The sequence below is a fragment of the Saccharothrix violaceirubra genome (genome assembly GCF_014203755.1).
Classification (GTDB): Bacteria; Actinomycetota; Actinomycetes; order Mycobacteriales; family Pseudonocardiaceae; genus Actinosynnema; species Actinosynnema violaceirubrum.
Window position 1 is genome coordinate 2208303 of the sequence record NZ_JACHJS010000001.1, and the last position, 14531, is coordinate 2222833.

The 14531-nt window shown below is 70.1% G+C and carries 13 protein-coding genes and 1 pseudogene; 11 read left to right on the top strand and 3 right to left on the bottom strand.

The genetic code is table 11. The features are described 5' to 3' along the window. Positions 1-60 precede the first annotated feature (60 nt). Positions 61-2070 (top strand): MMPL family transporter, encoded by a 2010-nt coding sequence (locus F4559_RS10960; RefSeq protein ID WP_184668110.1) that lies wholly within the window; start codon positions 61-63, stop codon positions 2068-2070. 37 nt (positions 2071-2107) lie between these two features. On the opposite strand, the gene F4559_RS10965 is transcribed toward F4559_RS10960, so the two are convergent. Beyond that, on the bottom strand, positions 2108-3499 hold the full coding sequence (locus F4559_RS10965) for a DUF1996 domain-containing protein (RefSeq protein WP_184668111.1): 1392 nt from the start codon (positions 3497-3499) through the stop codon (positions 2108-2110). A gap of 139 nt (positions 3500-3638) precedes the next feature. Between F4559_RS10965 and F4559_RS10970 the strand changes: the two genes are divergently transcribed. The 7 genes from F4559_RS10970 (at position 3639) to F4559_RS11000 (ending at position 11270) form a co-directional block, all read left to right on the top strand. After that, positions 3639-4991 (top strand): NB-ARC domain-containing protein, encoded by a 1353-nt coding sequence (locus tag F4559_RS10970; protein ID WP_184668112.1) that lies wholly within the window; start codon positions 3639-3641, stop codon positions 4989-4991. 601 nt (positions 4992-5592) lie between these two features. After that, positions 5593-6525 (top strand): SMP-30/gluconolactonase/LRE family protein, encoded by a 933-nt coding sequence (locus F4559_RS10975; protein WP_184668113.1) that lies wholly within the window; start codon positions 5593-5595, stop codon positions 6523-6525. 215 nt (positions 6526-6740) lie between these two features. Further along, positions 6741-9218 (top strand): nitrate- and nitrite sensing domain-containing protein, encoded by a 2478-nt coding sequence (locus F4559_RS10980; protein ID WP_184668114.1) that lies wholly within the window; start codon positions 6741-6743, stop codon positions 9216-9218. A 46-nt stretch (positions 9219-9264) separates the two neighbouring features. Beyond that, entirely contained in the window at positions 9265-9699 is a 435-nt protein-coding gene (locus F4559_RS10985) for a roadblock/LC7 domain-containing protein (RefSeq protein WP_184668115.1), read from the top strand. Then, positions 9699-10070, top strand: coding sequence for a DUF742 domain-containing protein (locus F4559_RS10990; protein WP_184668116.1), 372 nt, complete (start codon positions 9699-9701; stop codon positions 10068-10070). Before F4559_RS10985 ends, F4559_RS10990 begins: the two co-directional genes overlap by 1 nt. Beyond that, a complete protein-coding gene (locus F4559_RS10995) occupies positions 10051-10644 on the top strand; it encodes a GTP-binding protein (protein ID WP_184668118.1) in 594 nt (197 codons plus the stop codon). Before F4559_RS10990 ends, F4559_RS10995 begins: the two co-directional genes overlap by 20 nt. Before the next feature lie 101 nt (positions 10645-10745). After that, positions 10746-11270 carry a hypothetical protein gene (locus tag F4559_RS11000; RefSeq protein WP_184668119.1) on the top strand — a complete coding sequence of 175 codons (525 nt, stop codon included), beginning with the start codon at positions 10746-10748 and terminating at the stop codon, positions 11268-11270. Positions 11271-11651: 381 nt separating this feature from the next. On the opposite strand, the gene F4559_RS35810 is transcribed toward F4559_RS11000, so the two are convergent. Further along, on the bottom strand, positions 11652-11786 hold the full coding sequence (locus F4559_RS35810; RefSeq protein WP_281386296.1) for a hypothetical protein: 135 nt from the start codon (positions 11784-11786) through the stop codon (positions 11652-11654). A gap of 229 nt (positions 11787-12015) precedes the next feature. On the opposite strand from F4559_RS35810, the gene F4559_RS35815 reads away from it, so the two are divergent. From F4559_RS35815 to F4559_RS11010, 3 genes and pseudogenes are all read left to right on the top strand, one after another. Continuing rightward, the gene (locus tag F4559_RS35815; protein ID WP_281386297.1) at positions 12016-12150 is read left to right on the top strand and encodes a hypothetical protein; all 135 of its coding nucleotides are present in this window, start codon (positions 12016-12018) and stop codon (positions 12148-12150) included. A 63-nt stretch (positions 12151-12213) separates the two neighbouring features. After that, a pseudogene (locus tag F4559_RS34885) lies at positions 12214-12825 on the top strand (DUF5753 domain-containing protein); the annotation flags it as partial. Between the two features lie 83 nt (positions 12826-12908). Next, on the top strand, positions 12909-13073 hold the full coding sequence (locus F4559_RS11010; protein WP_246445139.1) for a DUF397 domain-containing protein: 165 nt from the start codon (positions 12909-12911) through the stop codon (positions 13071-13073). Between the two features lie 83 nt (positions 13074-13156). Here F4559_RS11010 and F4559_RS11015 read toward each other — a convergent pair whose 3' ends face one another. Beyond that, complete coding sequence (locus F4559_RS11015; protein WP_184668122.1) at positions 13157-14524, bottom strand: tryptophanase; 1368 nt, start codon at positions 14522-14524, stop codon at positions 13157-13159. Positions 14525-14531: the final 7 nt, after the last annotated feature.

Genomic DNA, 14531 nt, shown 5'->3' on the forward strand with positions numbered 1-14531 from the left:
TCGACGATCGAACTATCCGATCGTCGAAACAAGAATACGCTCCCCGGAGGACGTTCTGCCGTGCACGCGTCGCCGCCCTCTCGTTCCCGCTGGCTGCTCCCCGCGCTGATCGCCGTCGCCTGGCTCGCCCTCGGCGGCCTCGCCGGTCCGTTCGCGGGCAAGCTGAGCCAGGTCGCGGTCAACGACAACACCGCGTTCCTGCCCTCCTCGGCCGAGGCCACCGAGGTCGCCGAGCAGCTCCGGGCGATCGACTCCACCCGGTCGCTGCCCGCGATCGTCGTCGCCGAGCGGGAGAACGGCCTGGACGCCGCCGACCGGGGTTACCTGACCGGGCTGAAGCTGCCCGGCAAGGCCTCGCCCCTCGTGCCGTCGGCGGACGCCAAGGCCGCGCAGATCGTCGTCGCGCTCGACGCGGCGGACCCCGCCGAGGGCGTCGAGAAGATCCGCGCGGCGGTGGCGAACCCGCCGGACGGGCTGACCGTGCTGGTCGCCGGACCGGCCGCCCAGGTCGCCGACCTGAAGGAGGCGTTCGGCGGCATCGACGGGTTGCTGCTGGTGGTCGCGGGCGCGGTCGTCGCGGTGATCCTCGTGCTGGTCTACCGGAGCCCGCTGCTGCCGTTCGTGGTGCTGCTGTCCGGGGTGTTCGCCCTGGCGCTGGCCAGTCTCGTGGTCTACCTGCTGGCCGACAACGACGTGCTCGACCTCAACGGCCAGAGCCAGGGCATCCTGTTCATCCTGGTGTTCGGGGCGGCGACGGACTACGCGTTGCTGCTGGTGTCCCGGTTCCGGGAGGAACTGCGCGACACCGAGGACCGGTACACCGCGATGCGCACGGCGTGGCGGGCCACGATCGAACCCATCGGGGCGTCGGCGGGAACCGTCGTGCTGGGCGTGCTGTGCCTGTTGTTCAGCGACCTCAACTCGAACAAGGGGCTGGGGCCGGTCGCGGCCATCGGGATCGGTGCGGCGTTCGTCGCTTCGGTGACGTTCCTGCCCGCTGTGCTCGTTTTGTTGGGGCGTAGTGCTTTCTGGCCGTTGCGTCCGAAGCTCGGGTCGCCGCACCCGGAGGCCGGGGGCGTGTGGGCCAAGGTCGCGGGACTGGTCTCCCGTCGGCCGCGGCTGGTGTGGGTCGTGACCACGCTGGTGCTGCTCGTCGGTGTGGCGTTCGTGCCGCAACTCAAGGCGTCCGGGACCGCGCAGTCGGACGTGTTCCTGACCGATGTCGATTCGGTGGCCGGGCAGGAATTGCTGTCCCGGCACTTCCCGGCGGGTAGTGGTGCGCCGAGCGTGGTGCTGGTCCGGGCGGACCGGGCCGCGGCTGTCGTGGAGGCGGCCAAGGGCGTGCCGGGGGTGTCGTCGGTCGTGCCGCCGCGGACGTTCGGCGACGTGGCGCGGGTGGACGTCGTCCTTGCCGATCCGGTCGACTCGGACGCGGCGTTGGCGACGGTGGAGCGGTTGCGCCCGGCGGTGCGAGCGGTGTCGGAGGACGCCAAGGTCGGTGGTCCCACGGCTACCCAGCTCGACACGCGGAACACGTCCGAGCACGACCGGTTGGTGATCATCCCGATCGTGCTGGTGGTGATCTTCCTGGTGTTGGCGTCGTTGTTGCGGTCGATCCTGGCGCCGTTGTTGCTGATCGCGACCGTGGTGCTGTCGTTCGGGGCGACGATGGGTGTGTCGGCGTTGGTGTTCAACGGGGTGTTCGACTTCCCCGGTGCGGATCCGGTCGTGCCCCTGTTCGGGTTCGTGTTCCTGGTGGCGTTGGGGATCGACTACAACATCTTCCTGATGACGCGGGTGCGCGAGGAGGCCGCCGTGCGGGGGACGCGGGAGGGGATGTTGCACGGGTTGACGATCACCGGCGGGGTGATCACGTCCGCGGGGGTGGTGTTGGCGGCCACCTTCTCGGCGTTGGCGGTGTTGCCCATCCTGTTCCTGGCCCAGATCGCGTTCATCGTGGCGTTCGGGGTGCTGTTGGACACGTTGGTGGTGCGGTCGTTGTTGGTGCCGGCGCTCGGGGTGGATCTGGGGCGGCGGATCTGGTGGCCGGGTCGGGTCGACCGGGGCTGATCCGCCACCGACAACCGCGGCCGAAGCACCGGCGCGGTCATTCGCGGCAGCGTTTGCCGGTGTTCACGCAGGCCACCAAGCGGTTCATGATGTCTTCGGTCATGACGTTCGCGAAGTCGTCGTGGTCGGACAAGGGGTTGTGCTTCTCCTCCGGGAACGCGTCCACCGCGTACTGGGCGGCCCGCTGCACGTCCCCGGGGATGTCGTAGGTCAGGCTGATCCGTAGTTGCGGTACGGCCATGAATCCCTGTGGGCACCGGCCTTGCGCGTCGGCGTAGGCCATGTGGTCGCGGTGGTTCTGGCTGTCGGTGTCCTTGCCGTTCCAGCAGCCGGCGAAGTCGTGGATCCGCTTCACCTTCGAGCCCTGGGGGCAGATCGGGTACTTGTCCAGCAGGACGCGGTCCTCGAAGCCGGTGCACGTCCACGAGCGTCGGGCGTTCTTGGGGCCGTTGGTGGTCGTCTTGGCGTCGCCGTAGAGGACGCGCAGGAACCTGGGCATCGCGGTCACCTTGCCCGCCGGGCTGCCCCGGAACGTCAGGTCGACGCGGGGACGTTGGATCTCGCCCTCGTTGCCGGGCAACTCGTTCTCGTCGGTCCCGGTCTTGCCGTCGCCCTTGCCCGGGGCGTCGGGCTCGGTGTCGCGGTCGAGGGTCGCGCGGTCCGCCTTGTCGCCGTCCGTCACGGTGCACGGCGCCAGGCGCGTCAGGCCCCGGGGGCGTCGTCCGGACTCGGCGAGGGTGTCGGACAGTTGTCGCAGTGTCGTGAAACGCTTGTCGCGTAACGGGTTCAGGACTTCGTCCACTGCGGAGTCCGGGTCCAGTGTGCGCAGCTTCGCGTCGGCTTCGGTGATCTGGGACCGCAGCTCCGTCAGCGCTTTGTCGACGGTCGCGCGGGAACGGCGGGGTACGTCGCGCAGCACGCGCTTCACGTCCGGGCACTCGACGTGGGACCGCTCGGGGTCGCCGGGTTCCTCGTCCTCGTCCGCGCGGTCGATGCGGAGCACGGGCCAGAAGTACGTGGACTTGTCGCCGTTGCGGCACGTCGTCCCGGCGGCGTCGAGCGACTCGTTCGTGGAGTCCGCGTCGGTGGAGACGTTGCCGACGTAGTCGTGCAGATGGCGCGCGCCGTTGCGCACGCCGGGCTGGGCGATGAAGTTGTCCGGGTTGAAGTGGCCGTTCTCGTTGTCGCCGCAGTCGACGGTGAACGTGCCGGTGGCCGCGCCCGGCCCCGGGCGGGGCACGTCGACGTTGCGCCGTTGCCCGGTGATGTCGACGAACAGGGACTTGTCGGCGCCGTCCGCCTGTGCGGTCCCGGTGTCGCCGGTGGTCGTGATCGCGACCGCGAGGCCGATCGTCAGCGCCAGGCCGGTCGCGCCCGCGGTCAGCCTGGTGCGCCGGGAGAAGCGGTGCCGTCCCTGGTATCGCGTCATGGGTCTGTCACCTCGTCATGGGTTACGGGTGTTCGCCGGGGCATACGGATTCGCGACCGGTCCGCGACCTTGTCGTTATTCATTCGTTACCTTGACGCACCCCTGTCTTGCGAAGGCTTCTCACAGGGAGGTGTCGCACATGCCCCGTCGACTCCCGCCGCCGCCCGCGCTGTTCACGGCCCGCCGCCACGAACTCGCCCGCCTCGACGCCTGGCTCGCGACGGACAGGACACCGCTGGTGGTCCTCACCGGACCCGGCGGTATCGGGAAGAGCGCGCTGGCCGCGCAGTGGCTCGACGGCGTGCGTGACCGGTTCCCCGACGCGGCCCTGCACACCGATCTCGGCGACCCGGCGTCGGACCCGGTCGAGGACTTCCTGCGCGCGTCGGGCGTGCCCGCGCATCGGATGCCGGACGATCCCGTGCTCCTGTACCGCGCGCTGGTCGCGCGTCGGCGGGTCGCCGTGCTGCTCGACGACGCGAAGTCCGCCGAGCAGGTCCGGCCGTTGCTGCCGGACGCGGGTGTCGCGGTCGTGACGTCCCGCTCACCGTTGGGGCTGGACGGTGCGCGGGTGGTCGAGGTGCCGCCGTTGGGTCCGGATTCCTCGCTGGAGCTGTTGGAACGCCTGGTCGGCTCGCGGGTCGTCGCGGAACGCCCGGCGGCCGAAGAACTCGTCCGCCGCTGCGGCGGATCGCCGCTGGCGCTGGGGATCGTCGGTGCGCGCCTGGCGGCCGGGTCCGCGCGGACGCTCGCCGCCGAGCTGTGCGCGTTGCGGGCCGAGGGCGTCGCCGTCGACCCGACCGACGCCGGGACCACCGAGCCGCTGTTCGACCTGGTCCGGTCCGGACTGCCGGCGCGGCACGCGCGGGCGTTGCGGTTGTGCGCGCTGTTGCCCGGCCCGTCGTTCGACGCGGTCGGCGCGGCCGTGGCGACCGGTGAGCCCGAGTGCCGGGTGGCGGCGCTGCTGGCCGACCTGACCGAGTGGAACCTGCTGACCGACGCGCCCGACGGCCGCCACCGCTACCACGCGCTGGTCCGCGCGCAGGCCCGCCAGGTACGGGTCGCCGAGCACGAGGCGGCACGGCGCCGCATCGCCGAGTGGTACGTGGTCCTCGGCCGGTCGGCGCCGGCCGGTGAACTGCGTGCCGCCGCCCGCATGGCGATCCGGTCGGGGTGGCCGGACCTGGTGTGGCGGCTGGGCGAGGCGCTCGCCGGACGGTGCCGGGCCGATGCCCGGGTGCCGGTGCTGGAAGCGGCGGCGGACGCGGCGCGGCGGGCCGACGACCGGGCGGCCCAGGCCCGGCTGACCGTGGCCCTCGCCGACGCCCGCACCCGGTCCGGTCGCTTCGCCGCCGCGGTCCGCGCGGCCACCGAGGCGGTGCTGCTGGCCGATCGGGCGGGGGACACGGTCACGGTCGCGCGGGCCATGCGCAGAGTGGGGCGCATCGCCGTCGCGGCGCGTCGGGCGAGCGGTCATCCGCCGGTCGGCTGACCGGCGGAATACCCGGTCCGCGATTCCCGGTCTTCGGGTCGGTGCCACTCCTACGCGATGTCCCGGCCCGGTGTCGAACGGGTTCGGGTCTGTTTCCGGCGATTCGGCGCGGTGCCCTCGTGCGGTCTTGATTCATTCACGTTTACGACGTCGTCCGGGAGGGGACCGGAGGCACCCGATGGGCCGGATGGACCAGTCGAGACGGTCTGGTTTTGGGCGAAACGGTCCTGTACGGATCGGTAACCGCAAAGTTGCGTCTTTCGGTCAAGTTGCGACCGGGGGCGATTCGGTGCGGGGAATTCCAGGCGGCGGCGGAATCCTGTCGGGCCTGATTGTCGTCCGGCGGGGTCCGCGTTCTCGGGAAAGGGCCTGGAAATGCGGGTGGGCGGCGGCTTCCGGCGTCCCTCGCGTTTCGGGTCGACGACGGCGGAAGGCGTCCTCGGTCGAGGTCGCGGCGGCTCCGGGAAAGCGATCCGGATGCCGTCGGCGGCGTCGTGCGGCCGATCACGCCACCCGCTGATCGTCGTCGACCGTGCGGTCCTGCCGCGGTCGGGGGAACTGCGCCAGACTCGCCGTGACGGACACACGTGAGGAGGGCTCGATGGCTCGGACGAACGCGGTGCTCGCGGTGGTGGCGACGGCGATTTCGCTGGTGGTGGTGGTGGTGCCCGCGGCGGCGGCGCCGATCCCGCCGGTGCCGTCGAGGAGCTACGACCTGCCCGCGGGCTTCCGGCCGGAGGGCATCGCGATCGGCACCGCGCCCGTCGCCTACCTCGGCTCGCTCGCCGACGGCGACCTGTACCGGCTCGACCTGCTCAGCGGTCGCGGGCAGGTCTTCTCGCAGGGGCCGGGCACCTCCTCGGTCGGCCTCAAGATCGACCGGCGGCAGCGGTTGTTCGTCGCGGGCGGCCAGACCGGGGAAGGGCGGGTGGTCGACGCGAAAACGGGAGAGCCGCTCAAGACCTACCGGTTGTGGGACCAGCCCGGCGCATTCGTCAATGACGTCGTGGTGACCGACGCCGCGGTGTTCTTCACCGACTCGTTCAACGCCCGCCTGTACAAGATCGCGCTCGGTCCGCACGGCCGACTGCCGGACGCCTCGACGACCGTGCCGCTCTCCGGTGACTTCCACAACACGCCCGGCGCGTTCAACGCCAACGGCATCGCCGAGACGCCCGACGGTAAAGCCCTGTTGGTCGTGCAAAGCAGCACCGGACAACTCCACAATGTGGACGCGAACGGGGTGAGCCGGGTCGTGGACCTCGGCGGCGAGCGCGTCCCGGGCGGTGACGGCCTGTTGCTGCGCGGCCGGACCCTCTACGTCGTGCGCGGCTCGGCGAACGAGGTCGTCGAGATCCGCCTCGACCGGGCCGGTACCAGCGGAAAGATCGTGAAGCGGCACGCGAACCCGAAGTTCGACGTGCCCACCACGGTGGCCGCTTTCGGTGACACACTGTACCTGCCGAACGCCCGTTTCGGTACGACGCCGACGCCCGAGACGACATACACGGTGGAGTCGGTCCACGCCAACTGAATGGGCAAGGTCCGACAGCATCGGATGTTCACATCAGCCCACTGGCTTGCCGTCACTCGACTGGGTAACCTTCTCGTCGCGTCGCGCGAGTGATCGCTGTCTCTTCGTAATGTTGATCTTCCGATGTTACCGTTCTGTGGCCGATCGGGTGAAGAGTCAGTGGGCCGAGTGCTGCGTCCGACCTGACAACGGAGTAGACGAGGCTGCGGAGCGCTGTGAAGCAGAAGAGCACGACGGAGACGAACTACAAGACCATCCGTTCACGGCTCACGGGTGTCGTCGTCGTCCCCAGCATCGTCCTGCTGGTCATGTGGGCTCTGTTCTCCTCCTACACCGTTTTCGACGGCATCTACCTGCGCGCCGTCGCCGCGGGCGTGGAAGACGCCTCGATCCCGGCGCTCCAGACCTTCGCCGCGATCCAGAAGGAACGCGAGCTGAGCATGACCACGCTCAGCCAGCCCGGCGCCGTCGTCAGCGATCTGATCGCCCAGCACCAGGCCACCGACCGCGCGGTCGAGGAGATGCGCAAGGCGTTCGCCGACGTCGCCTCGCAGGCGCCACAGGAGATCGTCGACAAGATCGGCGCGCTCAACGCCCTGCTCGACCAGCTGCCCCAGAAGCGCGACCAGCTCGAGTCCAACCGGGTCTCGAAGACCGACGTCTACGACTACTACAACAGCGTCCTGGACGCGGGTGACGCGCTGTTCAGCGTGCAGTCCCGGGTCGTGCCCGACGCCGAGTCGATGACCAACGCGGTCACCGCGGCCGACTACTTCCGCGCGGCCGACTGGATGTCGCGCGCCACGTCGCTCGCCTCGGGCGCGCTGGCCGCCGGGTCGTTCGGCACCGAGGAGCACGTCGAGTTCGCCACGCTCGTCGGCGCCTACCACTCCTCGTTCACCACCCTGGAGCCCTACGCGCTGCCCAAGGCGCGCGAGCACTACAGGTTCATGGTCGAGGGCGACGCGTGGAAGCGGCTCGTCGAACTGGAGAACCGGCTCATCGGCAACGGCTCGCGGCCCATCTCCTCGGTGACGCTCCAGGAGTGGCAGTCGGTCAGCGGCCCGATCTCGACCGAGCTGACCGCGCTCGTCGAGGAGCAGTCCACGAGCGCGGTGAGCGTCACGATGGCGCGCGGCGAGAGCAAGTTCCGCACGGTCCTCATCGGCAGCCTCATCGCCCTGCTCGCCGTGATCATCGGCATCCTGATCGCGATCCGCACGTCCAACCGCCTGGTCAACCGCGCGCTGATCACCCGCCTGACCGCGTTGAAGAAGGACTCGCTGACCCTGGCGCACGAACGCCTGCCCGACATCGTCGACCGGCTGCGCGAGGGCAAGCACGTCGACGTGGAGGTGGAGGTCCCGCCGCTGGACTACGGCAGCGACGAGATCGGCCAGGTGGCCGACGCGTTCAACGCCGCCCAGTACACCGCCGTCGCGGCGGCGGTGAAGGAGAGCCAGGCCCGTGAAGGCGTGAACCGGGTCTTCCTCGACATCGCGCACCGCAACCAGGGCCTGGTGCACCGCCAGCTCAAGATCCTGGACAAGCTGGAGCGCGAGGAGGAGAACCCCGAGCAGCTCGACGCGCTGTTCCAGCTCGACCACCTGGCCACGCGCGCCCGGCGCAACGCCGAGAACCTGATCATCCTCGCGGGCGAGCAGCCCGGCCGGCAGTGGCGCAAACCCGTGCGGCTGCTGGACGTGCTGCGCGCGGCCGTGGCCGAGACCGAGCAGTACGTGCGGGTCAAGGTCAACCCGGTGCCCGACACCGCGCTCGTCGGCGCGGCCGTCGCGGACACCATCCACCTCATCGCCGAGCTGGTCGACAACGCCACCGCGTTCTCGTCGCCGCGCTCCCAGGTGCAGGTGCACGCCAGCGAGGTGCCGCAGGGCGTCGTCGTCGAGATCGAGGACCACGGCCTGGGCATCAACCCGGAGGACCGCGAGCAGCACAACGCGATGCTCGCCGACCCGCCGGAGTTCGACGCGATGCGCCTGCGCGGCGAATCGCGGCTGGGCCTGTTCGTGGTCGCCCGACTGGCCGCCCGCCGGGGCATCCACGTCGAACTGCGCGAGTCGCCCTACGGCGGCACGCTGGCCCTGGTGGTCGTCCCGTCGGCGATCGTCGCCGGGCCGAACGCCGCGGTCGAACCGGCGGAGACGCGCGAGCTGCCCCGCCGGACGCTCCCCGACGACCACCCCATCCCGGAGCAGGTTGACGAACCGGTGCAGGATGCCAGGTTTCCCGACACGTCCCGTGAACTCGAAGGCTTCTGGGCCCAGGCCGAGGCGGCGGCCAACCAGCGCCCCGCCGGGGTCGATCCCCACCCAGCGCCGGAGCGGGTGAGCGGGAACGTCGACCTGTCGGCGCCGCCCGGCCTGGAACTGTCCGGCGAGCTGGACCTGTCGTCGCACAGCGGCGACCTGGCCCTGCCGCAACGCAAGCGCCCACCCGCCGGCGAACCGCCGCCCGCCACACCCGGGGCCGCGGTCGACCGTCCCGAACTGCCGCGCCGACGTCGGCAGCAGAACCTGGCGCCCCAGTTGGCGCGCAACGATTTCCACCCTTCGCCCGAACCGCTCGCCGAGGTCGACCCCGTGAAGTCCGCCGAGAAGTCCCGCAAGGGCCTGTCGGCGTTCCAGCGGGGAACACGCGATGCCCGTGGCACAAGCGACGACCGGGAACGCTGACAGCGCAGTGGCCGGATGGACCGGAAACCGGAAAGGCAGAACGGCGATGAACGACATGACCAGCCAGCACAAGGAACTGAACTGGTTGTTGGAGGACCTGGTCGGCCGGGTGGTCGGGGCCCGGCACGCGGTGGTGCTGTCCGCGGACGGCCTGCTGCTCGGCCGTTCGCCCGGACTGTCCAAGGACGACTCGGACCACCTGTCCGCGATGGCGTCGGCGTTCCAGAGCCTCGCGCGCGGCACCGGCCGCCACTTCGGCGGCGGCGCGGTGCGGCAGACCATCGTCGAGATGGAACACGCCTACCTCTTCGTCACGGCGGCGGGCCACGGCGCGTGCCTCGCGGTGCTCGGCGAGGAGGACTCCGACATGGGCATGATCGCCTACGAGATGAACATGCTCGTCAAGCGGGTCGGCACGTACCTGTCGTCGGCACCGCGCGGCACCGCGACGACCCTGCCCGCCGCCCGCAGGTCCTCCTGATGAGCGGCCGGGAGGACTGGTGGTACGACGAGGCGGCGGGTCCGCTGGTCCGTCCGTACGCGATGGTGCGCGGCCGGACCCGGCCGTTGCGCCCGGAGCTGCACCTGGTCACCCAGGTGCGCGCCATGCCGTCGCCCGCCGACCCCGAGGCGCTGTCGGTCGAGCACCTGGAGATCATGGAGCTGTGCCGCCGCCCGTTGTCGGTCGCGGAGGTCGCCGCCTACCTCGACGTGCCGCTGGTGGTGGTGAAGGTGCTGCTCAGCGACCTGATCCAGCGCGGTGACGTCGTCATCCGAGACCCTTCCCGTGTCCCGCTCGTGCCGGACCGGAACCTGTTGCAGGCAGTGCTGGATGGTGTCCGTGGAATCTGAGCGACCGGGCGGGGAACTGCTGGTCCCCACCCCTGTCAAGATCGTCGTGGCCGGCGGTTTCGGCACCGGCAAGACGACCATGGTCAACTCGGTCAGCGAGATACCGCCGCTGCACACCGAGGAGTTGCTGACCGAGGCGGGCGTCGGCGTCGACGACGTCGTCGGCCTGGAGACGAAGGAGACCACGACGGTCGCCCTCGACTTCGGCCGGATCACGATCAACCCCGAAGTCGTGCTGTACCTGTTCGGCACGCCGGGCCAGAACCGGTTCTGGTTCATGTGGGACGAGTTGGCCTACGGCGCGATCGGCGCGGTGATCCTGGTGGACACCCGGCGGCTGGACTCCAGCTTCCCGTCGATCGACTTCTTCGAGCGCCGGGGCATCCCGTTCATCATCGCGGTGAACTGCTTCGAGGGCGCCCACCGGTACCGCGCCGAGGAAGTACGGCGTGCGCTGGACCTCGACGAGGGCATCCCGATGGTGCTGTGCGACGTGCGCGACCGCGAGTCGGCCAAGAACGTCCTGGTGAGCCTGATCCAGCACACCATGGACCGGTTGGACGCGATGGCGTAGCGCGGAGGACGTCCGCGAACTCGTCACCAGGTGCGCCCGTCGCGCCCTGACGGGGAGGACACTCGCCGAGGTCGCATTCCATCACCGGATCGGACTCCACGATGGAACACCTCTCCCGGCGTTCGACGCTGCTCGGCGGCTTGGCACTCGGCATCGCCTCGGTCTTCGCGGTCACCGGCACGGCCTCGGCCGTCGGCGTGCAGTGGGGTTGGCGGTACTGCCGAGACTGCAAGGGCTTGTTCTATGGCGGCGCGGGCAACGGCGTCTGCACGGCGGACGGCAATGGCCACGACCCGAGTCTCAGCGGCGACTACGGCTTGGAGTACGCCTACAACCCGGTTCCTGCGGACTACCAGTCGGACTGGCGGCTCTGCGTCAGGTGCCAGGGCCTGGCGTACGACTCGCCGGGCGGCGTCTGCCCGTCCGACGGGGAGCGCCACAGCACCGTGGGCAGCTACGACTACGCGCTCTACCACGGATCCGGGTATCCGTGGCGGCAGGGCGACTGGCGCCACTGCATCCGTTGCCAGGGCCTGCACTACGCCGGGGTCACCCCGCTCGGCTGGTGCCCGGCGATCGGGCGGCACAGCACGCAGGGCAGCCTCGCGCACCGGTTGCTGTCGTAGTCGATTGTCGCGCAGCCGGGCGGGACGCAGCCGTCCCGCCCGGACTCGATGTCATGGATTCGCCTGGCAACAGCGGGTTTCCTGGTCGAGGCGATCGGCGACACCACGGCTGTCAGTCGTCGATGATCTCGAACAGGACGTGGAAGAGGACGGTGTCGAACACCGACAGGACACCGGCGACGAAGCACGCCCCGGGATGCAGGTCTCCATCGCACACGCGTGTCACGGTCGATCGGTTGAGCCCGATCGCCAACGACAACGCGTTGTCCGATCGGTAGCCGGCCTGACGGGCGAATGTCCGGAACGCCTCACCCTCGCCACGGAGCCGGACCCGTTTCCTCCGGGCACGTACCTGCTTGACGCGCTGGGGCACGGAAGCGGTCAGGCAACCGGGCACGAGGCGAGGTACTCGACGAGGTGATCGTGCGGTTTCGACGCGGCCAGATGGGTCAGGACGAGGTCCAAGTCGCCGTCGTACCCGATCTCGATCTCCTCCGGCGAGGTCCGGACGTTCATCGGGGCGTCCCCGTAGATCTTGATGTAGGAGGACTGGCGGACAGGTTCATGCGATGCTCCGTTCTCCGATTTGGCACCGGCGGGACTCGACGCGAGTCCCCGCCGGCCGCGGCCACCAGCCGAATCTCCAATCCGGTCGGCCGCGAGCCGAGACTAGACCTTTCATTGAAAGCTACTACTGTCCGTAGATCTCGAAGGCCGGTCCCGGCAGTGGTGCAGACTGCGCCGCATGACGCATGAGGCCCTCGACCCTGTGATCGCACGGCTGCTGTGCGGAGAACTGGCGCGGCGGCTCCGCGTGGAAGCAGGGCTCGACCCCGGCACGGCCTCCCGGGACCTCCGTGAGGTCATGCCGAGCTTCTAGGCCACCAAGCTCCAGAAGATCGAAGGTGGTGTTGTCGGCACGACCGATGCGGACGTGGACGCGATGATCAGGACGTACCTACCGACAGCGGAGAAGGCCGACCAGTTCCGGACTCTGGCGCGACTTTCCCGGCAGCGGTCCCGTCCGCGCAAAGTCGTCGGCGCGCGTGACCATCGATACCTGTCGTTGGAGCGCTACGCTTCCGAGATCCGGATGGTCTACAACGAGATTCCAGGCTTGGCGCAGACAGAGGAGTACGCTCGCGCGGCGCTTCTGGGATCCCCCACGATCGTGGCATCGACCGTGCAGGCCGTCGCTGCGGAACGAGCCGAGCGCGGTCGCAACGTCCTGCACGCGAACGGACCCCGAGTGTGGATCGTGCTTGGCGAAGATGCCTTGGACCGATCGAGCGGCGGACCGGAAGTCCTGCGACGCCCACTCGAACACCTGCGGACGTTGGCCGCGTTGCCGAACATCACGCTTCGCGTCATCACTCGCGCGGCAGGCAACGTCGCCGGGCTGAGCGCCGGCTTCACGCTCCCGCACACGGATGTGGGACTGGCTTTCGCCTACATCACCGAGCCGCTCAAGGGCGACTACGTCCGCGCGGAGGACGACCACATGACGATCTTCGAGAACTCCTGGGCGTGCGCGGCTTCGGAGAAGGATTCGGCGGCGATACTTGAAGCCCGAATCTCCGACCGACACGACCGCCAGGGGCAGAACGAATGTGGGACTTGGCGACCGGACTTCCGGACATGCGATGGCGCAAGGCAAGGCGGTCCAACACCGGCAACGACGCGCGGTGCGTGGAAGTCGCGAACGGGCTGCGGGCCGTGCGCGACAGCAAGAACCCCGATGAGGCGGTGTGGTTTCCGCCTGCCGCACTGAGCCGTTTCCTGTCCGCCGTCAAGGGATCCTGAGTGCGGACGGGCCGCGTCCGGCGATGTCGGACGCGGCCCGGAGGGCGGTCGTCGGGGGCGGACCCGACGACGTCGCCACCGTTTCAGTCCACCGGCGCCAGGCGGCAGTTGAAGTGCCGCAGCAGGGGCGGGATCTCGGTCAGCCGGTAGCCGCGCACCCGCTCGGGGTTCTTGGCGATCGCGGCCAGGATCTCGCCCACGTACTCCAGGTGGCTCTGCGTGTAGACGCGGCGCGGGATGGCCAGGCGCACCAGCTCGTACGGCGCCGGCTTCACCAGCCCGCCCGCCTCGTCGAGTTCGCCGAGGTAGAGCGAACCGAGTTCGGCGCAGCGGATGCCGCCCTCCAGGTACAGCTGCGTGGCCAACGCGAAACCGGGGAACCGGCTCGGCGGCAGGTGCGGCAGCAGGCGGCCCGCGTTGAGGTACAGCGCGTGCACGCCGGTGGGCCGGACGCTGTCGACCCCCGCCTCCGCCGCGAGGTCGGCCAGGTACGCGGTCTGCTCGGCCCGGGCGCGCAGGTACTCCGGCTCGGTGACCTCCAGCAGGCCCTGCGCGATCATCTCCAGGTCCCGCCCGGACAGTCCACCGTAGGTGCGGAAGCCCTCGCCCGCGATGACCAGGAGTTCGCACCGCTTGGCCAACTCCGGGTCGCGCAACGCCAGCAACCCTCCGATGTGGACGATCGCGTCCTTCTTCAGGCTGACCACGGCGCCGTCCGCGATCCGGAACGCCTCCTCGGCGACCTGGCGCGGGGTGTGGTTCTCGTAGCCGGGTTCCCGCTGCGTGACCAGCCACGCGTTCTCCGCGAACCGGGCCGCGTCGAGGAAGAACGGGACGCCGTGCCGTCTGCTGATCTCGGCCGCGGCCCGCAGGTTCGCCATGGACACCGGCTGTCCGCCGCCGCCGTTGTTCGTGATCGTCATGAGCACGAGGGCGACGTCGTCCGGACCGGACAGCTCGGCTTCCAGGGCTTCCAGGTCGATGTCGCCCTTGAACGGCGCGTCGCTGTCCAGGTCGCGGTACGCCGCGCAGGGCAGGTCCTTCGCCGTGCAGCCGCGCAACTCCACGTTGGCGCGCGTGGTGTCGAAGTGGGTGTTGCTCAGGACCGTCTGACCCGGCTTGAGCAACGTGCCGAACAGGACCCGCTCGGCCGCCCGGCCCTGGTGCACGGGGTAGATGTGCGGGAAGCCGGTGAGGTCGGCGACCACGTCGCGGAACCGGTGGAACGACCGGGCACCCGCGTACGTCTCGTCGCCGCGCAGGCCGGCCGCCTGCTGCTCGGCCGACAGCGCGCCGGTGCCCGAGTCGCTGAGCAGGTCGATGGTCACCACGTCGGCGTCGAGGTTGAACGGGTTGTACCCGGCCTCCTCCAACGCGCGCTCACGCCGCTCCCGGGTGGTGATCGGGATCGGCTCGACGACCTTGATGCGGTAGGGCTCGAAGGTGGGCAACGCGGGG